The following is a 21,308-nucleotide window of genomic DNA, read 5'->3' as shown; positions in this document are numbered from 1 at the left end:
TATCTTTTCCTTAACATTTTCCAATTTTGTTAATCTTTTCGTAATGTTCTTATGCTAAAATCGAATACGTATGAAATGAAACAGAGGTGATTTACGTTGGAAGATGCGTCTATATTGCTAGTTGATGATGAAGTTGCCATCGTCAAAATGCTGGAGACAGTATTAAAAAAAGAAGGATTCAACCAAATTTATAAAGCTCACACCGCTCAAGAAGCGCTGGATGTTTTACATAATCAAACAATTGATATTATTTTGTTGGACGTAATGCTTCCCGATCAAAGCGGATTTGATATCTGTCCTAAAATTCGTGAGCTCTCAAACGCGTATATTTTATTCATAACAGCCAAAGTATCCGACCTGGACGTACTAACGGGTTTCGCCATGGGAGGAGACGACTACGTAACTAAGCCGTTTAATCCTTTAGAAATTGCGGCACGAATTAAAGCACGACTGCGCAGAAAGCAAGTGCTGACTGAAGGAACTTCTATAAGAACGGAACCACAATCGTCAAATCGCTATGAGTTTGATCGTTTTACTGTAGATGAATCGGCAGGAGAACTCATTGTGGATGGTCAAACGGTTTCTTGCCCCGCCCAAGTGTTTTTATTGCTTCTTCACTTTTGTAAAAATATGAATATTGTTCTTTCTAAATCACAGCTTCTTGAAGCCGTCTGGGGATATAATCAGTTTGTAGACGATAATACAGTAACCGTGCATATTCGAAGAATTCGAGAACGAATTGAAGATAATCCTAGCAACCCAAAACATTTAGTTACGGTACGAGGGCTTGGCTATAAATTAGTGAACGGAAAAGCGCTATGAAATCCATTAAAAGAAGGTTGACCTTTCATTTTTCATTTCAGTTTATTGCGATTATTGCATGTGTTTGCTGCGTTCTTTTTTGCGCTTTAATGTTTCTAGCTTATTACCTTTCAAAGCAAGATATAAAAAGAGACTTACCCTCTGGATCACTTAGCGTGTTAACCGGGGATACAACAGTTGAAGGTGGAAAAGCAACCGTTTCAGATGATTTAGCAAAACAACTTAAACAAGAAGGACTATGGTACCAAGTACTGAACAAACAAGGAAAAGTAATTGGAGAAATTAACTCCCCAAAAGACTTACCTAAGCACTACGGTCTTTCAGAGTTATTAGAAATGGATAAAACCAAAAAATTTAAAGACTATAATGTAGTAACAGAACTTGATACCTTTTTGACTACACCTACTTATTATATTTTGGGCTATAAAAGTGATTTAAAAGACCAGCTATATGCTATGTATGCTAACTATAATAAGGAAGGTGTGCCTCCAAAAAGCGATATTCCTCTTATCAAGAAGGCATTAAAAGAAAAAAATGCTTCGCTTCAAATTTTAAATGATAAAGGTGATATCTTAGCTTCAATTAGAATGTCTAAAGAAAAAACAAGTTACGATCCTTTAGAAATTATTTCCCGAAAAATTGAACAAGATAAATATGATTCAACAGCTACTGTATTCCATGACTCGAAGAAGAAAATTTCATGGATTTTTTACACTCCCAATAATCACCACAGTATAACTGATGAATCTATTATTCGAAAAGCTTGGATGATCTCCATCATCGTGGCTGTTTCCGTTCTTATAGCCACCATCGCTTTCTCCATCTGGAACGCTTTTCGCTACGGCGGACCCTTACTTCTCTTCACCAGCTGGCTCGGGCGCATGGGAAGCGGAAACTATTCAGAAGTGCTAACAGAAAAAGAGCGGAAGCGCGTCTTTCGGAAGAATGGAAAAGTACGCTTTCAATATCGCCTGTATTCAGAAGTAATCACAGCTTTTTATGAGATGGCGGAGCAGCTTAGCTTAGCTGAAAAAGAACGAAAACAGCTAGAAACTACTCGCGAAGAATGGATGACGGGAATATCACATGATTTGCGCACACCTCTTTCGACGATTCAAGGATATGGGCATATGCTTGAAAGCGGCCATTACAATTGGAACGAAGAAGAGTTAAAAGAAATTGGCCAAACACTCCGTGATAAAAGTGAATACATGGTGGAGCTTGTAGAGGATTTTTCACTGGCTTTTAAGCTTAAAAATAACGTGGTTGTTTTAGAAACAAAAAAAGTGGATGTTCATCAATTACTTCAGCATATTGTTTTAAAATTCGTTAACGATAGAACCATTGAAAATGTTCACTTCTCTTATGTGCCCGCTCATCTTCAACCTTTTACTCAAGCTGACCCGCGCTGGTTTGAACGAATGCTTGATAATTTAATTTTTAATGCTATTAAACATAACCCTAAGAACACTACCATTACAATTTCGACCGTGATAAAAAGTGACCGCGTCTTGATTACGATTCAAGATGATGGAATTGGAATGGATGAAGAAACGCAGAAAAATTTATTTGACCGCTATTACCGCGGCACAAATACAACGGAAAAAACAGAAGGTGCTGGACTTGGCATGAGCATCGCAAAGGCTATTTGTGAACTTCATAAAGGCCATATCGAAGTAAGATCTACTCTTCACGAAGGCACTGCCATTATCTTGCACCTTCCTCTTTCAGTAGATCAGCAGCCGGACTAACCTCCGGCTGTTTTTATACACCTCCAATCTCTCCGTGCTATAATGTACGCAACTATACATAGACACAAGGGGGAATTTTTGTTGAGTAAAGGCAGAATTTTAATTGTAGAAGATGAGCGCAAAATTGCTCGTTTAATTCAGCTCGAGCTTGAACATGAAGGGTACGAAACGGGCATGGCTTACACGGGAACAGAAGGATTGGCAGAGTTTCAAGAACACGATTGGGATTTGCTGCTTTTAGATGTGATGCTTCCTGAACTGAGCGGACTCGAAGTACTTCGTCGCATTCGAGCAAATGATGATCAAACGCCCGTTATCTTATTAACAGCTCGAGACGCCCTTCCTGATAAGGTAAGCGGACTAGATTTAGGAGCAAACGACTACATTACAAAGCCCTTTCAAATTGAAGAGCTTTTTGCACGCATTCGCGTATGGCTTCGCCATCCTGCATCAACATCGACTGCTGAACAAGAAACAGCCACTCTTCAACTAGGCAATTTAGTCGTTAACGAAAAAACGCGAGAAGTTACGCGTGAAAATGAAGCTATTGAGCTGACTCCTAAAGAATATGATTTGCTTGTCTATATGCTTCAAAACAACAATCAAGTGCTGAGCTTTGAACAGCTTCTTACAAACGTGTGGGGATTTGATTACTACGGAGACACCAATATTGTATACGTATACATTCGTTATTTGCGCAAAAAGATTGATGCACCATTTTCAACACCTTATATTCAAACAGTGCGCGGCGTTGGCTACATGCTGAAGGAGTAGCTTATGAAACTGCAAACAAAGATTATCCTTACATCAACCGCCCTGCTTTTTATTCTCTTAGTAATTGCAAACAGTTCGATTTACTTCATTTTCAAGAAAACCATGGAAGACAACGCAATGGAACGTTTGCAAGCAGAAACAAGCAATGTAACAAATGGGCTAAAGCAAACGAGTGCGACGGTTAAACAAGCCAATTTGCTTCGTGCCTATTTGCCTCCTAACGGAATGATTCGCATTTTGCCTAAATCAGGGGGTCCTTTAGTTGTATCGGTTACTGATCAAACGAAAGAGCTTCAGGACTTGCCTTATTCTTATTATTCAAATGAACAAACAACAATCAAAGAAGACGACGGCCACCTATACGCAATTTCGCATACCCCCGTCATTTGGACGAACGGCGAAGTTGTTTCTTTGGAAGTCACAGAACAGCTGGCAGATGTGGAACAATCTCTGCAGACATTAAAATTTATCTTGCTCATTGCCTCTCTTGTTATATTAATTCCGACCATATTTGCCGGACGGCTTTTAAGTAAAATTATTTTGCGGCCTATCAAATCTCTTATTCATACTATGGAAGAAATTCAAGTGTCTCGCACATTTAAAAAAATTGATCTCTCTTCTTCTTCTAAAGATGAGTTAGATCAAATGGCCAATACCTTCAATAATATGATGGATTTATTAGAGGAAAACTATAAAAAACAAGAGCAGTTCGTATCCGATGCTTCTCATGAATTAAAAACACCCCTTACCGTTGTAGAAAGCTATGCCAATATGCTAAAACGATGGGGAATGAAGCGTCCAGATATTTTAGAAGAAGCCATCGAAGCCATTCACTCTGAGTCTTTACGCATGAAACAGCTTACGTCTCAAATGCTGGTGCTTGCGAAAGATGAGTCGCAGTGGAAGCTTCACATGGAACACGTAGATGCGGCGGCCGTCTGTAACCAAACAATCAAGCATCTAGAACAAGCTTTTGAACGAACCATTTATTTAAATATAAAAACGGATCATCCCGTCGTAACAGCGGATGAAAAACGCTTAAAGCAGCTGCTGTACATCCTCTTAGATAATGCCATTAAATATAGTGAAAAAGCAGTGGAAGTAACTATAACAAAAAGCGAAAGCTTTATGATTACGGTCACAGATCAAGGAATCGGTATTCCAAAAGAAGACTTATCAAACGTATATGAACGCTTTTTTCGCGTAGATAAAGCAAGAAATCGAGAAACCGGTGGTTCAGGGCTTGGATTATCCATTGCTCGAAAGATTGTAGAAGCCCATAGCGGACGTATTGAGATTAACAGCCAAGAAGGAAAAGGGACATCAGTAACGGTTTCCTTTCCTCTTTGATTTCTCGCCTTTTCTTAGAGATTTTTAAGAATTGCCTGCTATACTACTTTTTAAGATACTGGAGGTGAATGTATGAAGAAAACGGTGCTTTTTATACTTATTTTTCTTGCTGTTGGTTCAGCTTGCTTTTACGGAATAGCAAAAGCAGTGAATCGGCCTGATACAATTTTATCGGAATCAGACGTCAGCAGTATGATTCAGCAAAAATATGGCGGCACTATTGAAAATGCAAGCTTTTCCCAAAAAGATGATGAACCGATTTATCGAATCACTTTGCTTAAAAATGATATTCCATACCACATCACAGTAAATGGAGAAAATGGAGAAGTCCAGTCATTAATCAAACAAAAAGTAGAGAAACAAACGTCTACTCAAACTAAAAATAATATAGAAGAAGAGCAAAAAAAGAGCGAGCAGCCACCAGTTTCTCCTACATCCGACGAGCCTCTCATTTCAATGGAACAAGCAAGAGACATTGCTTTACAAAAAGTAAAAGGAACGTTTTCCTCAGTTGAAATAGAAGAGGAAGAAGGCCAAATCTTCTACGAAGTCGAAATTGATCAGTCTAAAACAAGAGAAGCTAAAGTGATGATCAATGCTTACTCTGGACATGTAGATTCCATCACCTATGAAACTGACGATGATTAAAAGTACAGCGGAAAGCTGTGCTTTTTTTATCCATTTTTATTTATTTCTAAGAAAATTTTAAACTTCTTCTTCTTTTCCTTTAAAGTTCATTGGCTAAGATAGTTTTAACAACAAATCGAGGAGGCCATAACATATGAAAGTTATTACAACCGTTTTAGCCAGTGCAGTACTAGTCGGTGGATTAGGTGCAAGCGCATATGCAATGACAGACCAGTCTAAAAGCAATGATAAGAAGCAAACCACAACGATTGAAGAAGCAAAGGCAAAAGACATTGCCCTTCAAAAAACAGACGGCGGCGACATTACAAATATCCAATTAGCCATAGATGACGGCGTTAAACAATATGAAGTAGACGTCACAAAAGGGAATAAAGAATACGATGTAGACATTGACAGCAGCAGCGGTAAAATCATTGAATTTGATGAAGAGCAAAAAGACGATGAAGATGAGAAAGAAGAGGAACTTCAAAACATTTCCCCTGCTATTTCATTAGATCAAGCGATAAAAACAGCTTTAAAGAGTGCTAAAGGAACCGTCAATGAAACGGATCTAGACCAAGAAAACAACCGTTTAGTATATGAAATTGAAATTGACACAGCTGATAAACGTGAAGCAACTGTTTCAGTAGATGCCAAAAACGGTAACGTAATCAGTGTAGAACTAGATGATTAATAGAAAAAGCACACTCCAAAAGGAGCGTGCTTCTTTTTTTACACCGCTAATTTAATAACCGTTAATACAATACCAATCAAGAATCCACATAGAGCTCCGTTCACTCGAATCCACTGCAAATCTTTTCCGACATTGTTTTCCATCATATCCACAAGTGTTTCATCATCTAATTTATCTAAGTTTTCTTGAACAAGCTGTCCAATTTTCGAATGATTCTCTTCTACAAAGCTCATGATTTGCTTTTGAATAGCCGTATCAATTGCTCCTTGACGCTGTGCATCCTTTTCAAGAGCATTCAGCCAGCTCTCTGCGTAAGGAACCGCGTAGCTTTTCATAAATTCAGGGCTTTCAATGAATACTGTCACTTTCGCTTTCATTTTATCGACGATTTCTGTTAATTTATTCGTTACATTTAATTCATTAATCGTTTTTTGTTTCCATGCTTCTAATTTTTCAAGAAGTTCTTCATTCTGCTCCAAGCCTTGCAGCTCTTTTCTAATTCCATTTACCAAAGCAAGGCGGTATTCATCCTCTTCGTTACGAAGACGCCCTGTAATAGAAAGCAATAAATTTTGCAAAATAGACCCTAGCTTCTCTTCATTAATCATGCTTTGAAATGATTTGAGAGCAAATTGTAAAATACCATCAAGCTCAATATTATCAAGCGCATTTTTAGCAATACTTCCGAGCTGATACTGCGTTTCTTCTTTTTTAATCCAGCTCTCTCCTTTATTTAAAAGAACATCAAGCGCTTTTTTATCATACTGATTTTTTACCACTTCTCCAACAATCGAATGCACAATAGGCTTTAACTCTATTGCTGAAAGCGATGATTTAAGCTCTTTTTCAATAATAGGAACGACTTTCTCTGTATCCACACGATTAATGGCATCAACAAGCAGTGCTGTTCCTTTTGTTTGAATCGTTTCCGAATGAACACCTTTTCGAACAATTGGAAGCAAACGCTTTGTAAACGCAATTCTTTTTACTTTTTCTTGAATACTTTCTTTTGACAGCCAGTCATTTTCAAGCGTTGAGACTAACCCTCTTGTAATACGCTGTCTGTTTTTAGGAAGCAACGCAGTGTGTGGAATAGGAATGCCTAAAGGGTGACGAAAAAGAGCCGTAACAGCAAACCAATCCGCTAGTCCTCCGACTAATCCAGCTTCGAATCCACCTTGAAGCAAACGTCCCCAAATCGAATCACCAAAAGGCATTGTGGCAACGAAGCCCACTCCCATAATCGCCAAAGAAATCACGGCTAAGTGCTTTGATTTCTTCTTTGGGTTTGTTGTAAATACATTATTTGATTCCATTATAGTCCTCATCCTTTATTTATTTAACTAAACATTTCATCTAGAAATATGTAACGTGATACAGAAACTTCCGCAAAAAAAGAAAGACAAGCTTTTACCCTCGTCTTTCTAGTATATTGCCTTTTTGCTATACTTCAAACTTTTTTTCTTTTCGACTTTTATTAATAAATGAAAAAATGAGGAGTACAACGAGAATAACTGCACATACGCTTGATCCAATCACATTGTTTTTATTAAACATAAACGATACAAAAATAACAAGCAGTGCTGCTGTTGCAAAAAGCGTTGTATAAGGAAACCACTTCAAGGCAAAAAACGGCTTTTCTTTATACCCTTTACGCAACTTTAATTGAGCTAAACATATGCTTACCCAAATAAGAATAATCGTGAAACCCGGAATAGTCATTAAATAACTAATTACATTATCCGGCGTCTTATACGCTAAAAACACACCCATTAAAATACAAACAGCCGTAATCATCAAACCATTAATCGGGATACCGTTTTTCGAAACTTTCAAGAAGCGCTTTGATGCTTCTCCGCTTTGAGCCATAGCATAGAGCGTACGAGAAGTTGCATACATTCCTGAATTCGCTGCTGATAAAACGGCCGTCAATAAAACGAAGTTCATAATATGAGCCGCACCCGGCAGTCCGGTGATACTAAAAACTTGGACAAATGGACTGTCTTGTCCGGATACAGAATTCCAGGGCATAAGGCCGCAAATAATTAAAATAGGCAAAATATAAAAACCAATCACTCGCCATACTGTGCCTTTGATCACTTTCGGTAAGACGTTTTTCACATCTTTTGTTTCCGTTACGGCCACACCAATTAATTCAGCTCCGCCGTAAGAGAACATTACAATTAAAAAGGCACTCAGCACACCGCTCATGCCGTGAGGGAAAAAGCCTCCATGAGCCGTATAATTTGCCCAAGGGTTTTGCACATCACTTGGAATTACACCGAATAAAATGAAAGCTCCCAAAATGATAAAAGCAGTAAGAGCAATTACTTTAATACCGGCAAACCAAAACTCAATTTCTCCGTAATACTTCACTTGAAATAAATTCATCCCTACAATCAGCACTGCACAGAGAAAGCTTAAGAGCCAAAGAGGTACAGAAGGGAACCAAAACTTCAAAAAGCTTCCCCCCGCTAGCAGTTCAACAACTGTCACGACAATCCAGTTCACCCAGTACAACCACCCTACAATAAAAGAGGTTTGCGTACCGAATGCCTTATGCACTAAATTTTGTACGTTCATATTCGGATAGACAATTGCCATCTCCGCCAATGCTGTCATTACAATAAATAAGATAAGACCACCAAATAAATACGCCAGTACAACACTTGGTCCTGCAATACCTAGCGTATCAGCACTGCCTTTAAAAATGCCTGTCCCAATCATACCGGCAAGCGCAATGAGCTGCACATGGCGAGGCAACAGACCTTTTTTTAAATTTTGATCTTGTTTTTCCATGATGCCCGTCCCTTCTGTTCATTTTACGTGTTAGTTTAACCAAATCACTTCTTGCGCAAAAAACCCTACCGGATATTCAGTAGGGGGTGAACCAACACTGTTTTTCTTCTCTATGATGAATGAAAATGATCTGATTTTACCACTGTTACTTTAGTCATTTTATGCGTTGAATCAATACATTGTCAATGTTATTTATTTTCCAAAAATAAAGTCACAAGAGTATCTATACCCTTGTGACTTCTAGTCTTCGTGCAATGATGGATAAAGCATAGTTTACAATAAAATACATCACCGCGATGATTAGAAACATCGGCACCACGTAACTTTGTTTCTGGCCGTAAATGATTTGAGCGTTATGCAGCAAATCAGGAAGTGCGATCACTACTGCAAGCGACGTATCTTTCAATAAGGAAATAAATTGACTAACTAAAGGAGGTACCATTCTCCGCAAAGCTTGGGGCAGCACAATGAAACGAAGCGTTTGATAATAGTTTAAACCTGATGATCGCGCCGCTTCGATTTGTCCTTTTTCAATTGATTTTAATCCGCTTCGGATAATCTCTGAAATCATAGCAGATTCAAATACAGTGAGGGCCACAATCGCTGCTGACGTAATTTCCATATCAATTCCAATTTCAGGTAAAGCAAAGTATGTAAAAAAGATGATTAAAAGCAGCGGCAAATTCCGGATAATTTCTACGATAAAAGCGAGTACATGAGACAGAACTGGAATGCGGGCATACCTTAAAATACCTACTATACTTCCAATAAGAAAACTTAATACAATCGAAATGAATGCTACTTTTAAAGTGACCCAAAATCCTTCCATTAAGAAGGAAAGATGATCGGGAGAATAAGCACCCATAAAATTCATCACTTTCACTCCTTTCAGCTTGCTTTACCAAGACGTTTTTCAAGATAACCCACTCCTAAACTCAACGGAATGGTTAGAACTAAATAGAACAAAGCCACAAAAATATACACATCAAACACTACGTACGTTCGAGAGGAAACAAGATCTGCCTGATACATTAAGTCAAAACCAGCAACAATCCCTAACACGGATGAGTTTTTCACTAAATTAATAAATTGATTCCCTAGAGGAGGAATGACGATTTTAATGGCTTGAGGCAATATAATGAATCGCATCGCCTGACCGTACGTAAGGCCGGATGAACGTGCCGCTTCAAGTTGCCCTTTTGGAACCGCCATAATTCCTGCTCGTATAGCTTCGGCGATAAAAGCTGCCGTATAAATAGTTAGTCCCAGCACTCCGGCCGCTGTACCGCTGATTCCCGCCACGATAAAAATAAAAAAAACGATAACCACAAGTGGAATATTACGAATGAACTCTACATAGACCGTACCAATTACATTTACTATTTTGAGAGGGGCTATTCGCATTACCGCAATGATTGTACCAAGTACAAAACTGGCCACTAAAGCAATCAGACTGGCGATAATGGTGTACTTAAAACCTTCTAAATAAAGATCCATATTGTTCGTCAGAATTGAAAAATCCAACAATTTTCTTCCTCCTTTCAACTAAACAAGCAGGATGAGCATAATGCTGCTCATCCTGAGAAAAGAAAACTGTACGCTTATTGTTTGATCCACTTGTCGTGAATTTCATCATATTTTCCAGAGTCTTTTATCTTTTTAAGCGCATCGTTTAATGCATCTACTAGCTCTTTGTTTCCTTTTTTCACAGCAATGCCATAAGGCTCTTCTGTGAACGGCTTTCCTACCAATTCATAAGAAGGATCTTCATCAGCCATTCCATAAAGAATAGCATCATCAGTTGTTAAAGCATCTCCTTGCTTAGATTTTAAAGCTGTAAATGCTTCTGCATAGTTTTCAAACTCTAATACCGTTGTCTCTGGTGCTTTTCCGCGAATATTAATAGCTGAAGTTGATCCTTTAACAGCCAACACTTTAGTACCTTTCTTCAAATCATCAACGCTTTTAATTTTACTGCCTTTTTTCACAAGCAGAGACTGTCCAGCTTGGAAATATACATCCGTAAAGTCTACTTCTTTTTTACGTTCATCTGTAATAGTCATTGTCGCAACAACAGCATCAATATCTCCTTTTTGAAGAAGAGGAACCCTTGTTTTAGACGTAACTTCTTTAAATTCCACCTTGTTTTCATCACCTAAAATCTCTTTAGCCAGCTGCTTAGAAATATCAACATCAAAACCTTCTACTTCACCCGTCTTTGGATTCTTTAAGCCAAACAAACGCGTATCATTTTTAACTCCGATGACGATTTTCCCTCGGTCTTTGATTTCAGTGAGCGCATCTTTTTTAGCTGATGATCCACTCGTTTCTTCACTTTTCCCTCCACAAGCTGCTAACATCATAGCCGCTGCTAATGAAAGCACAGCTGCCTTTAAAAACGTTTTTGATTTCTTCATATTACTCCCCCTATTAAACAATTAATGATTTAAAATACGGCTAAGAAATAAACGTGCCCTTTCTTCTTGCGGGTTTTCGTAAAACTCAGCCGGAGTTGCCTCTTCTAAGATTTTTCCTTGATCCATAAATACAATGCGGTCCGCTACTTCTTTTGCAAACCCCATTTCATGAGTTACAACTACCATGGTCATTCCTTCTTTAGCCAATGTTTTCATGACATCCAGCACTTCTCCAATCATTTCTGGATCAAGAGCAGAGGTAGGCTCATCAAAAAGCATAATTTCTGGTTTCATCGCAAGTCCCCTCGCAATAGCTACACGCTGCTGCTGGCCGCCTGAAAGCTGGGACGGGTAGGCGTTAGCTTTTTCACCGATTCCGACTTTATTTAAATAGTATAGGGCTGTCTTCTTAGCTTCTTCTGACGACTGTCCCAATACTTTCATAGGTGCTAAAGTGATATTTTCTAAAACTGTTTTATGCGGATATAAATAAAAATGCTGAAACACCATACCTATATTGCGGCGCAGTTTATTAATATTTGTTTTTTTATCCGCGACCAATATATTATTTACCGTTAACTGTCCATTAGATATTGTTTCTAAATAATTTATGCAGCGCAGCATCGTACTTTTCCCCGAACCCGAAGGGCCAATTACAACGACTACTTCGCCTTTTTTAATTGTTAAATTGATATCTTTTAGTACGTGAAAATCACCGTAATATTTATTCACTCCCTTAAAAACAATCATTTTCTCCCTCCTAATCTGTAAAAGTTTAAATATTTAAAATTTTTAAAATATGTTAAAAATTATATTCTTACCCTTAGAATAAAGTCAATAGTTGACAAATTATCTCTTTTTTGTAATCAAAATGAACTATCTTCAAATAAAATATGCTAGAAAAACAAAAGGTTTTGTCGGTAGCTGCCGATATGTAAGTATACGTTCGCTAGGCTGAAGGTACTTGTATAAGCTTAATCAATAGATTATATTAGTTAACGCGTATCTTTATACGAATTGTCTTTCGTTTTTATGAAACAGTTCTCTACAATCCTACCTCTTACTAACTTCCTATCGGCATTTTTGTTATAGTGATATATAAAAACCTAGTATCTATAAATTAATAAAAAAAGAAAGTACAAGCCTTAAGTCGTGTTAGAGGTTCTGACATAAATATAGCGAAATTATATTACCCCTCAAAAAAACACACGCTTTGTTAGCGTGTGCGGTTTGTTATATTTTCCGGACTCATTTGAAAATGCGGATAGTCTTTAAAACCTTGCCAGTCTCCTCCCCATTCGAACCCTAAATTTTTTGCGATATCTACAACCTCCATCCAATCAGACTGATTGTTATTGTTACCGTCATATTCCATATCCCAAATAACTCGTCCGTCTTTTAACTGAATAGCAAAATCAATAGCTAGTCCATAGTTATGATAAGACTGGCCGCCCTTTGAGTAGGTAACAATATTGCCTTCTTCCGTCCTGCCTTTTGCATAAAGCTTATCTTGTTCTTCTTTTGAACGGAAACCTTCCGTAATGACAATTGAGATTCCTTGGTCACTTGCTTGTTGAACAAGTTTATTTTTCTTTTCTTCTACGACAGGATGCAACTCAGTTGCTCCTGAAAAATCTTCTAGCGTTGGCCCAGGCTTTAACTCATCGCGAAACAAAAATACCAGGCTTACCGCTATCGCAACTATCAAAGCTATTCCCAATTTTTTAAGAATGTTCATCTATATAAAGTCTCCATTCTTTTTTGCTGCTGTTTAGATAAAATCATATCGAATTTCATTTTGTTATCCAATAAAAGAGCCGTAGTGTTCAACACACGTCTATATTTTTTCGTTTTTTATCTATTTTCACCATTTTTTCACTATTGGTGGTTACATTAACAATTGTGGACAGCTCTGTACCACACCCCTATAACTTTTAAGGAGTGACAACAGCATGAAAAAGAAACTATTCGGTTATATCATGGCAAGCGGTTTAACACTAGGAGTTATGGCAGCTGCAAATTCCACGGCATTTGCAGCAAGCAAAAATGAAACAAGCTCTTCAACAGTTGTAGAGCGAACAAATGGCAGTACAACAAATATGGATGATGCAACACAACAAAAAGTTGATGATATTATGAAAAAAGCACAGGAAAAATTACAGAAACTCGGCGTAAACTTGCCTCAGCACAAAGACAGCCCCTTCAGCAATTTAGATGCGGCTACAAAGAAAAAAGCGAAAGCTATTATGGATCAGCTCCGCGACGGCACGCTGACTAAAGAACAAGCGGAAGCCAAATTAAAGGAACTTGGCGTGAACTTGCCTGAACATAAAGGCGGTCCTTTTAACAATTTAGATGCGGCTACAAAGAAAAAAGCGAAGGCTATTATGGATCAGCTTCGCGACGGCACGCTGACTAAGGAACAAGCGGAAGCCAAATTAAAGGAACTTGGCGTGAATTTTCCTGATAAAAAGAAAGATTTTCTAAGCGGGGTAGATGCTGAAACAAAAGCGAAAGCTGAAACCATTTTGGAAAATGCAAAAAAAGAAATTCAAAAGCTTGGCGTTACAATACCGTTTGAAAATCACGAGCACAAAGCTCAATAACTAAAAAAGCTACTTGGCTGTTGAAAGCCAAGTAGCTTTTTTATGATGCAGTTTTCCTTCTCACTAACGTCATGTACACACCTAATGCTAATAAATCACAGACCATAATCACAATGCCCATCGGCAGAGCATTTTGCCCTCCTCCAAGACCAACAAGAGGAGCTACGGCTGCTCCGAGCAAGAACGGAAGCAACCCTAGAAGCGCTGAAGCACTTCCCGCATTCGAAGCTTGATTTTCCATAGCGAGTGAAAAAACGGTTGTGTTCACAATTCCTACGCTCGATACTACAAAGAAAAGCAAGATGCAGACCAAAATAACGGACATGTGAGTAGCAATCACGGCCACTAAAATCACGCTTCCAACGGCTGCTTGAAGCAACCCATACATAAGAAGAGTAGCTTCTTTTATTTTACCCGCTAAACGTCCTGTCACTTGAGTAGCTATAATGAGTCCAAAACCGTTAATAGCAAAAACAAAGCTGAACATCTGCGGAGACAGGCCATAAATATCTTGAAGGACAAATGTAGAACCTGAAATATAAGCAAACATGGCACTCATAATAAAACCTTGCGCCAGCGCATATCCCACAAAGACACCATCTTTTAGCAATACGCCAAATGTACGCAGTACTTCTGTTAATCCGCCTTCTTTACGGCGTTCGAGCGGAAGCGTTTCTTTTAAACCAAATAAAACGGCAAAAAACATTAGTGCACCAATCACTGCTAGCACACCAAATACTCCTCGCCACGACATAATCGTCAGCAGCTGTCCGCCAGCAACCGGAGCCAAAATAGGAGCTAACCCATTTACGAGCATAAGCATAGAAAAAAACTTTGTTAAATCCGAACCTGAAAACAAGTCTCGCACGCTTGCTCTTGAAATAACCATTCCTGCTGCTCCTGCCATACCTTGAATAAATCGCAAAACGATAAAAATCCAAATAGACGGTGCAAACACGCATAAAACAGATGCAACTGCATAGGTGATTAATGCTGCTACAAGCGGCTTTTTCCTTCCGCGAATATCACTGAATGGCCCCATGACCACTTGCCCAAATGCTAAGCCCAATAAGCAAGCTGTCAGACTGACCTGCGCTAAAGAAGCTGAAGTATGCAATTCTTTCGCAAGCGTCGGCAGCGCTGGCAAATACATATCGATTGATAACGGTCCAAATGCGCTCAGTGAACCCAAAATTAAAATAAATAAAATGCGATTTCCTCGGCTTAAAGACATTCCTTGGGAAATACTTTGTTGATTCATCTATTGTTGTCTCTCCCTTCAGCAGTTCTACAATAGTCTCATCTTAAACCCTCCAGCTACTGGATAGTCAAGACGTAATTCGAATTTGAATTTCAGTCAGCCGCTCTTCTTCATGATGAGAAATAAAGGAATCTACAATTCGCCGAATTAAAAAAGGTCCTTCTGCTTTGTATCCTTCCGCTTTAATAAAGTTCAGTAACGCATCGTAATAGACTCCTGTGGTATCTCTCTTTTCTCTCATATAAATAGATGCGTAATCGCCTTCAGGTATTAACGTAACGAGTTCATGCTTAAAAGAAATATCGCTTTCGACCAATAAAAAAATGCCATCGTAATCTGTAAACTGTTGTTTTTTCGTGTTTTCTACCGATAGCATAAACCCTACTTTCCCAATCATAATCGGGGTAATATGACTAATTTTCTTTTTTAAATCACGCAGAACACTTTCAGTCCCGTCTAACGTGCCTACCTCCGCTTTTACTTGAACAACCTCACGAGAAGAAAGGTGTTTGATGAACGGGGCTCCTATTTGGTTAATATGTCTCGTCTGTTCTAATTCCTTCATTCGAGTTGTTAACTGCGCATTCACTCTTTGAAGGTGACGAATTTTTTCTTTTGTTACCTGATGATATTCCGCTAAAGTTTCAATAAATTCATCCAAGCTGCTGTGCTCCATCTTTCTTTTAATTTCTTTTAACGGAACTCCCATCAGCTTTAAATAGACAATGATATCTAATTTCTTAAATTGTTCTAACGTATAATATCGATAACCGGTTTGTGGATCAACTTCGTAAGGCTCAAATAGACCAATTTCATCATAATAGCGAAGTGTTTTAACCGAAATATCATGCAGTCTAGCCATTTGTCCAATCGTAAATTTGTTTTGCACTATAAGTTCACCTTCTTTATGTAAAGCTGCTTGCGCTTAAAGCAAGCAACACCTTAATTCTCATCATTCATTTAGTTCTTGTACAAGCTCTTCCACAATAAGATGTGCAGGCAGTTCTTTTGCCAGCGTAAATCCAGTTCCTGCCCACAAAGAAGCATACTCTGAATTATTCATTTGTGTAGCTTTTGCTCGAATAGGCTTTGTCATGTAATGAATATGAGGGTAGGCGGATGGTGCTGATTTATCATAGGAAATAAAAAAGGCATTCACAAATCCTCTAGCACGTTTCCCTGTAAAAGCTCGTGTGACACCTGTTTCATTAAAACGCTTTTGAAGAATGCTTTCTTTATGAAGAGCACTCGCTCCGCTTTCTGGACAACAAATAAAAGCCGTACCTAACTGAGCGGCAGAAGCTCCTTCTTGTAACACACGTTTGATGTCAGATCCCGTCATCAACCCTCCCGCAGCAATCAATGGCTTTTTAGTGATTGAGCGAACTTCTTTTAGCAATTTCATAAGCGGGTAATCCACCGAACTCTCTAAAAAAGTAGATCGATGGCCGCCGGCTTCAATTCCTTGCAAACATAGGGCATCCGCTCCTGCTCTCAAAGCCACTTCGGCTTCTTGAGGTGTTGTAATCGTAACGAAAACATGGCTTCCAATTCCTTTTAAACTTGCTACAATCTCTCGATCCGGGCACCCAAATGTAAAGCTCACAGCAGGTACTCGATGTTTTTGAATGATGTCGAGCTTGGCATTCCATTCATCATCATCATTCTTTGGTATACCAACTTGACACTCCAAATATTCAGCTGCTTTTGACAGTTCTTTTTGGTAACAATCAAGTGCATCAACTGCTATTTTTTCATTTGTCGGAACGAACAGATTCACTCCAAAAGTTTTTTTCGTAAGTGAGTGCATCTCTGTAATTTCTTGCTCCAATTCACGCGCACTTTTATATCCCGCAGCTAAAAACCCTAGCCCTCCGCTATTAGATACTGCTGCAGCTAGTTTAGGCGTCGAAACTCCTCCTGCCATGGGAGCTTGTACAATTGGATAATCACATATATTTTTCACACTTATCACCTCAGCCTTTCATGCGTTCTCTCTTCATTCTACTATAACCCCAGAAAAAAAAGCCCTCCAAAAGGGCTTTTCTTCCATATATAGATAGATTATAAATGATGCTAAGGAACGCGCACTACCTGACTATTCCCTCAAAGGTTCACCTAAGCGGATGGCACTAACCCCGCAAGGGGAGTGACATCCGCTTAGGTTTAGAAAGCCAGACCTGATTGTTTTTGGATCAGGTCTGACTTTCTACATCGATTACTTGTAGTGGAGGAACTTTACGCACACAGCTTCTGGAACCGTGACGTTAGATTGAAGAAGCGTTAGCTTTCCACTTTCTTGGTCTCTTTCAAACAGTACCAAGTTTCCTGTTTCTTGATTAGAAGCCACAATAAATTGTTCTGTTGGATCCAAAACAAAATCGCGCGGCCAGTCGCCTTCAGTTCCTGTCCATTCTACGAATGTTAACTGTCCAGAATCCTGATCTACTTTGAATGTTGCAATGGAGTTATGTCCGCGGTTTCCTGCATAGACAAAGCGGCCGTCTGAAGAAATGTGGATCGCACTCCCTTGATTATTTTCTGTAAAATCAGCCGGGATCGCTAAAGTAGCTTGTTGTTGAGTAAAGCTTCCTTTGCTTTCGTCATAAGTTAAAAATAAAACTTCAGAGCTGAATTCTGTCATTGCATAGGCATAGCGGCCATTTGGATGGAACGTTAAATGTCTAGGGCCCGAACCAACAGATGTAGAAAGACTGTTGACTTCCTTCAATTTATTATCTTCCACTTCATATGTCACGATTTCATCAATACCTAAGTCCACTACGGCCACGTGCTTTTCTCCAGGAGTAAAATCGGCATAGTGTACGTGTGGTTTTCCTTTTTGTCCTTTTTTGAGGTCTGAATGAGGATGTTCCACTACGGATGCTACATATTCAATTTCTCCTGTTTCTTCATTAACAGAATACGTCTCAACGCTCCCTTTATGAAAATTAGCAGATAAAACAAGCGTATTATCTTCATTCACTGAAACGTAGCAAGGAGGCGCACCGTCTAGCAGCTGTCTGTTTACAAATTTTAATTGCCCTGTGTTTGGATCAATCTTAAAAGCAGCTACTCCACCTTTTTCTCCTTCTTTAATAACTGTATAAAGATGTTTGTTGTCTTTGCTTGCATTTAAGTATGTAGGATTTTCAATTTTAGCCACGGCTTTTACTTCTACAATCTTTTTAGCCTTCGTATCTAACGTAAATGTATAGACACCTTCACTGCCTGCTTTTGTATATGTACCTGCAAACCCAATAAATTTTCCATGTTCACTCATTTTCCTATACCCCTCCTAAAGAATTGTTTTGTTTCATTTATTTTACTATATCATATCGCATTTGTTATAGAGAATGCTCCAATTCAACGTTCATTTATCAGTTTTCCCTACATGCCTATCGTCAAACCCTTCCTTTTAAAGCCTGCATCTTGCATTTTCCTACCATTGGGCGTTATGATTAAGGATGATTTTATATCGCCCAATAGCAGACGGTTCCTGTATTTCTTAGATTTTCAAATAAAGAAGAATGAACTGATGAATAGTCGACTTCCATCGCTATAACCGCTGCTCAACTTTTTTCGTAAAGTTACATCAAAAAAGGAGTGAACAACAATGATCACATTAAAAAGTGAACGCGAAATTAATTTAATGCACGAAGCAGGTAAATTATTAGCTTCTTGTCATAAAGAAATCGCTAAAATGATCAAACCAGGCGTAACAACAATGCAAATTGATAAATTTGTTGAAGAGTACTTAGCAAAGCACGGAGCAACGCCGGAACAAAAAGGATACAAAGGATATCAATATGCAACGTGCGCTTCTTTAAATGATGAAATTTGCCACGGTTTTCCAACAACTAAACCGTTAAAAGACGGGGATATTGTAACCATTGATATGGTTGTAAATTTAAACGGAGGCTTAGCAGATTCCGCATGGACTCATACCGTTGGAGAGATTTCAGACGAAGCGCAGCGTCTAGTAGATGTTACATACGAAGCGCTTTTAAAAGGAATCGAGCAGGCACAGCCAGGAAATCGCACAGGTGACATTGGCCACGCTATTCAAAGCTATGTAGAAGGCGAAAAATTCTCTGTGGTACGCGACTTCACAGGACACGGAATTGGAAATACCATGCACGAAGCGCCTACAATTCTTCACTATGGAAAAGCTGGCAAAGGTACACGTTTAAAAGAAGGTATGGTTATTACAATTGAGCCAATGGTAAACGCTGGTACATGGCATTCTAAAATGGATAAAAACGGTTGGACTGCTCGTACAACAGATGGTAAATTATCCGCTCAATTTGAACATACGCTTGCGATTACGAAAAACGGTCCTCTTATTTTAACGGCACATTAAGAAAACAGCCCTTTTGAGGCTGTTTTCTTAATGTAGAGGAAGTTTAATAACAAAAACTGTGCCGCGGGAAGAAGTAGATAATAATTTAATCTGTCCTCTGTGGCTTTCTAGAATACGCTGAGCAATTGGCAGACCAAGACCTGTTCCGCTATCTTTTGAAGTGGAAAACGGCTGGTACAGCGACTGCTGCATATGCAAAGGAATTCCTTTTCCATTATCTTCAATATACAGACAATAATTATCATCATGAACCTGTGAATAGATTGTAATGACTCCTTCACCATCCATGGCTTCCATACTGTTTCGAATTAAATTATGAAGAACTTGTTTGATTTGTTTTTCATCTACCTTTAGTATATGCGGCTGCAGTTTCACATCAAAGATAAGCTTATCTTTTTCTGTAAATTTACTTGAGTGAGTAATCAAAGGCAATAGCTCGTTAATAATATCCTGCATGCTGACTTTTTTCATCACCGGAGTCCCTGGTTTTGATAACAACAGCATTTCTTCGATGATGTAATTAATCCTCTCTAGCTCTTTCATAAGCAGAGGCAGGTAAAAACGCTTTTTCTCCTCATCAGAAAGAGACTGATTCATAAGAGATATAAATCCATGAATCACGGCAAGAGGATTACGAATCTCATGAGCAGCTCCGGCTGCCACTTCTCCAACCAGGGCAAGTTTTTCAGACTGATGCATTCGCTTTTCTAATTCTTCGGTATCCGATATATCAATAAAATAAAAAATTCTTCCGATGCTCTCGTTCTTCTCATTAAACAGCTGCGTTTGAGAGACTAAAAAGCAATAGCACGTATCTTTCGTGCCAAATAACACTTTTTTATTTTCGTGAATTTCTCCCGAATTCAACATGCTCCAAAATTCAGTATTATATTCAGGACATTCTTCCATATACCCGCAAATATCCTTTTCGTCGAGATCTAAAAACTGCTTTGCTGAGGTATTGGCAAATATACTATTTGTCTCATCTTCCATTGTGATAATTCCAACAGGCAGTGAATTTAAAATCTGCTGGCGATACGCTTTATCTTTAATGATTTTCCAAAATGAATCTTCTAAACTAACCGACATTTGATTGATAGAAGCCGAAAGCTGCTTCAGCTCAATTTGCTTTGTGTCTTGAAGAACAAGACCGTATTCTCCGTCTGCAATGTCATTCACTTTTTCAATCATTTGTTCAATTGGTTTCGTAAGGCTCGCACTCATGCGATAAGAAACATAAAGAGAAGCCACAATAGCACTTACGGTTAAAATTAATAGTAAAAATAATGAATCTTTAATAATGACAGACAGTGTATCTGATAGTGTATCAAGTGAATCAACCGTCTCTTCTTTTGAACTATTAATATCTTTTTTTATCTGGTGCAGATCCGGCAAATAATTTCTCTTAAGATACTCTTTTGCTCCCTCTATATCTCCGTACTTCAACAGTCCCTGCACGTTATTAGAAATCTTAAAATCAAGCAGCTCAATTTTTTCCTTCAGTGGAATCAACGATTTTGGCACAGGCTGCTTATACTTTTCATTGTCTTCAATAACTCTTGTATCATATGATTGATATTCTTCTATCAAAGAGACAGTGGGGTTCTTTAGATTATTTTTCACAATGTATTCTTTTATGTTCAGCTGCTCTTCCCAATAAGAAAGCCACACCATTTGAGGAACATCTTCATCTTTAATTTCGTTGCTTACATGATTCATTTTATCAATGGCATGTACTAAAACTAAAGAGAACCCGCTTAACATAAATGTAATCAAAAGAAGAATCGTTAATATTTGGCTACGGAATGACATGTTGCGAAATAATTGATTCATAATCATCTCTT

20 protein-coding genes are annotated in these 21,308 nt (G+C 38.5%); 8 read left to right on the top strand and 12 right to left on the bottom strand.

Features of this window, described 5'->3' with window-relative positions:
• Positions 1 to 96 precede the first annotated feature (96 nt).
• The 6 genes from BG04_RS13130 to BG04_RS13105 all read left to right on the top strand — a co-directional run bounded on the left by BG04_RS13130 (position 97) and on the right by BG04_RS13105 (position 6,018).
• Positions 97 to 822 (top strand): response regulator transcription factor, encoded by a 726-nt coding sequence (locus tag BG04_RS13130; protein ID WP_034654720.1) that lies wholly within the window; start codon positions 97 to 99, stop codon positions 820 to 822.
• A complete protein-coding gene (locus BG04_RS13125) occupies positions 819 to 2,573 on the top strand; it encodes a sensor histidine kinase (protein ID WP_034654719.1) in 1,755 nt (584 codons plus the stop codon). Before BG04_RS13130 ends, BG04_RS13125 begins: the two co-directional genes overlap by 4 nt.
• A gap of 81 nt (positions 2,574 to 2,654) precedes the next feature.
• Positions 2,655 to 3,347: a response regulator transcription factor gene (locus BG04_RS13120; protein ID WP_034654717.1), complete on the top strand. Its 693-nt coding sequence runs from the start codon at positions 2,655 to 2,657 to the stop codon at positions 3,345 to 3,347.
• A gap of 3 nt (positions 3,348 to 3,350) precedes the next feature.
• Positions 3,351 to 4,697 (top strand): HAMP domain-containing sensor histidine kinase, encoded by a 1,347-nt coding sequence (locus BG04_RS13115; protein ID WP_034654716.1) that lies wholly within the window; start codon positions 3,351 to 3,353, stop codon positions 4,695 to 4,697.
• A 72-nt stretch (positions 4,698 to 4,769) separates the two neighbouring features.
• A complete protein-coding gene (locus BG04_RS13110) occupies positions 4,770 to 5,345 on the top strand; it encodes a PepSY domain-containing protein (protein WP_034654715.1) in 576 nt (191 codons plus the stop codon).
• A 133-nt stretch (positions 5,346 to 5,478) separates the two neighbouring features.
• Positions 5,479 to 6,018, top strand: coding sequence for a PepSY domain-containing protein (locus tag BG04_RS13105; RefSeq protein WP_034654714.1), 540 nt, complete (start codon positions 5,479 to 5,481; stop codon positions 6,016 to 6,018).
• Positions 6,019 to 6,056: 38 nt separating this feature from the next.
• Here the strand turns inward: BG04_RS13105 and BG04_RS13100 are convergent, their stop codons facing one another.
• The 7 genes from BG04_RS13100 to BG04_RS13070 form a co-directional block, all read right to left on the bottom strand.
• On the bottom strand, positions 6,057 to 7,334 hold the full coding sequence (locus tag BG04_RS13100) for a DUF445 domain-containing protein (RefSeq protein WP_034654713.1): 1,278 nt from the start codon (positions 7,332 to 7,334) through the stop codon (positions 6,057 to 6,059).
• Between the two features lie 127 nt (positions 7,335 to 7,461).
• Complete coding sequence (locus tag BG04_RS13095; protein WP_013055076.1) at positions 7,462 to 8,817, bottom strand: amino acid permease; 1,356 nt, start codon at positions 8,815 to 8,817, stop codon at positions 7,462 to 7,464.
• Between the two features lie 223 nt (positions 8,818 to 9,040).
• Positions 9,041 to 9,691 carry an amino acid ABC transporter permease gene (locus BG04_RS13090; RefSeq protein WP_034654711.1) on the bottom strand — a complete coding sequence of 217 codons (651 nt, stop codon included), beginning with the start codon at positions 9,689 to 9,691 and terminating at the stop codon, positions 9,041 to 9,043.
• 14 nt (positions 9,692 to 9,705) lie between these two features.
• On the bottom strand, positions 9,706 to 10,344 hold the full coding sequence (locus BG04_RS13085; protein WP_034654709.1) for an amino acid ABC transporter permease: 639 nt from the start codon (positions 10,342 to 10,344) through the stop codon (positions 9,706 to 9,708).
• Between the two features lie 74 nt (positions 10,345 to 10,418).
• Positions 10,419 to 11,234, bottom strand: coding sequence for a transporter substrate-binding domain-containing protein (locus BG04_RS13080; RefSeq protein WP_034654707.1), 816 nt, complete (start codon positions 11,232 to 11,234; stop codon positions 10,419 to 10,421).
• A gap of 21 nt (positions 11,235 to 11,255) precedes the next feature.
• Positions 11,256 to 11,984 carry an amino acid ABC transporter ATP-binding protein gene (locus tag BG04_RS13075; protein WP_034654705.1) on the bottom strand — a complete coding sequence of 243 codons (729 nt, stop codon included), beginning with the start codon at positions 11,982 to 11,984 and terminating at the stop codon, positions 11,256 to 11,258.
• A 466-nt stretch (positions 11,985 to 12,450) separates the two neighbouring features.
• Positions 12,451 to 12,972, bottom strand: coding sequence for a M15 family metallopeptidase (locus BG04_RS13070; RefSeq protein ID WP_034654703.1), 522 nt, complete (start codon positions 12,970 to 12,972; stop codon positions 12,451 to 12,453).
• Positions 12,973 to 13,186: 214 nt separating this feature from the next.
• Here BG04_RS13070 and BG04_RS13065 point away from each other — a divergent pair, with 214 nt between their 5' ends.
• Positions 13,187 to 13,840, top strand: a complete 654-nt coding sequence (locus tag BG04_RS13065) for a hypothetical protein (protein WP_034654701.1) — start codon at positions 13,187 to 13,189, stop codon at positions 13,838 to 13,840.
• Positions 13,841 to 13,880: 40 nt separating this feature from the next.
• Here the strand turns inward: BG04_RS13065 and BG04_RS13060 are convergent, their stop codons facing one another.
• The 4 genes from BG04_RS13060 to BG04_RS13045 form a co-directional block, all read right to left on the bottom strand.
• Positions 13,881 to 15,101 (bottom strand): multidrug effflux MFS transporter, encoded by a 1,221-nt coding sequence (locus BG04_RS13060; protein WP_034654699.1) that lies wholly within the window; start codon positions 15,099 to 15,101, stop codon positions 13,881 to 13,883.
• A 67-nt stretch (positions 15,102 to 15,168) separates the two neighbouring features.
• Positions 15,169 to 15,990 (bottom strand): MerR family transcriptional regulator, encoded by an 822-nt coding sequence (locus tag BG04_RS13055; protein ID WP_034654697.1) that lies wholly within the window; start codon positions 15,988 to 15,990, stop codon positions 15,169 to 15,171.
• Positions 15,991 to 16,053: 63 nt separating this feature from the next.
• A complete protein-coding gene (locus tag BG04_RS13050) occupies positions 16,054 to 17,067 on the bottom strand; it encodes a nitronate monooxygenase (protein WP_034654695.1) in 1,014 nt (337 codons plus the stop codon).
• Between the two features lie 252 nt (positions 17,068 to 17,319).
• A complete protein-coding gene (locus BG04_RS13045; RefSeq protein ID WP_013081462.1) occupies positions 17,320 to 18,384 on the bottom strand; it encodes a lactonase family protein in 1,065 nt (354 codons plus the stop codon).
• 333 nt (positions 18,385 to 18,717) lie between these two features.
• Between BG04_RS13045 and map the strand changes: the two genes are divergently transcribed.
• On the top strand, positions 18,718 to 19,464 hold the full coding sequence (gene map / locus BG04_RS13040) for a type I methionyl aminopeptidase (RefSeq protein WP_034654693.1): 747 nt from the start codon (positions 18,718 to 18,720) through the stop codon (positions 19,462 to 19,464).
• 27 nt (positions 19,465 to 19,491) lie between these two features.
• Here map and BG04_RS13035 read toward each other — a convergent pair whose 3' ends face one another.
• Positions 19,492 to 21,297, bottom strand: coding sequence for an ATP-binding protein (locus BG04_RS13035; protein ID WP_034654692.1), 1,806 nt, complete (start codon positions 21,295 to 21,297; stop codon positions 19,492 to 19,494).
• Positions 21,298 to 21,308 lie beyond the last annotated feature (11 nt).

This window comes from Priestia megaterium NBRC 15308 = ATCC 14581 (assembly GCF_000832985.1).
Classification (GTDB): Bacteria; Bacillota; Bacilli; order Bacillales; family Bacillaceae_H; genus Priestia; species Priestia megaterium.
Note: the sequence above shows the minus strand (reverse complement) of the source record. Positions and strands in the feature narration are given on the sequence as shown.

What these genes read in the sequence shown, in the direction of transcription:
- BG04_RS13125 (WP_034654719.1), top strand. Translation starts at nt 819, where the DNA reads ATGAAATCCATTAAAAGAAGGTTGACCTTTCATTTTTCATTTCAGTTT.
- BG04_RS13115 (WP_034654716.1), top strand. Translation starts at nt 3,351, where the DNA reads ATGAAACTGCAAACAAAGATTATCCTTACATCAACCGCCCTGCTTTTT.
- BG04_RS13110 (WP_034654715.1), top strand. Translation starts at nt 4,770, where the DNA reads ATGAAGAAAACGGTGCTTTTTATACTTATTTTTCTTGCTGTTGGTTCA.
- BG04_RS13105 (WP_034654714.1), top strand. Translation starts at nt 5,479, where the DNA reads ATGAAAGTTATTACAACCGTTTTAGCCAGTGCAGTACTAGTCGGTGGA.
- BG04_RS13100 (WP_034654713.1), bottom strand. Translation starts at nt 7,334, where the DNA reads ATGGAATCAAATAATGTATTTACAACAAACCCAAAGAAGAAATCAAAG.
- BG04_RS13095 (WP_013055076.1), bottom strand. Translation starts at nt 8,817, where the DNA reads ATGGAAAAACAAGATCAAAATTTAAAAAAAGGTCTGTTGCCTCGCCAT.
- BG04_RS13090 (WP_034654711.1), bottom strand. Translation starts at nt 9,691, where the DNA reads ATGAATTTTATGGGTGCTTATTCTCCCGATCATCTTTCCTTCTTAATG.
- BG04_RS13080 (WP_034654707.1), bottom strand. Translation starts at nt 11,234, where the DNA reads ATGAAGAAATCAAAAACGTTTTTAAAGGCAGCTGTGCTTTCATTAGCA.
- BG04_RS13075 (WP_034654705.1), bottom strand. Translation starts at nt 11,984, where the DNA reads ATGATTGTTTTTAAGGGAGTGAATAAATATTACGGTGATTTTCACGTA.
- BG04_RS13070 (WP_034654703.1), bottom strand. Translation starts at nt 12,972, where the DNA reads ATGAACATTCTTAAAAAATTGGGAATAGCTTTGATAGTTGCGATAGCG.
- BG04_RS13065 (WP_034654701.1), top strand. Translation starts at nt 13,187, where the DNA reads ATGAAAAAGAAACTATTCGGTTATATCATGGCAAGCGGTTTAACACTA.
- BG04_RS13060 (WP_034654699.1), bottom strand. Translation starts at nt 15,101, where the DNA reads ATGAATCAACAAAGTATTTCCCAAGGAATGTCTTTAAGCCGAGGAAAT.
- BG04_RS13045 (WP_013081462.1), bottom strand. Translation starts at nt 18,384, where the DNA reads ATGAGTGAACATGGAAAATTTATTGGGTTTGCAGGTACATATACAAAA.
- map (WP_034654693.1), top strand. Translation starts at nt 18,718, where the DNA reads ATGATCACATTAAAAAGTGAACGCGAAATTAATTTAATGCACGAAGCA.
- BG04_RS13035 (WP_034654692.1), bottom strand. Translation starts at nt 21,297, where the DNA reads ATGAATCAATTATTTCGCAACATGTCATTCCGTAGCCAAATATTAACG.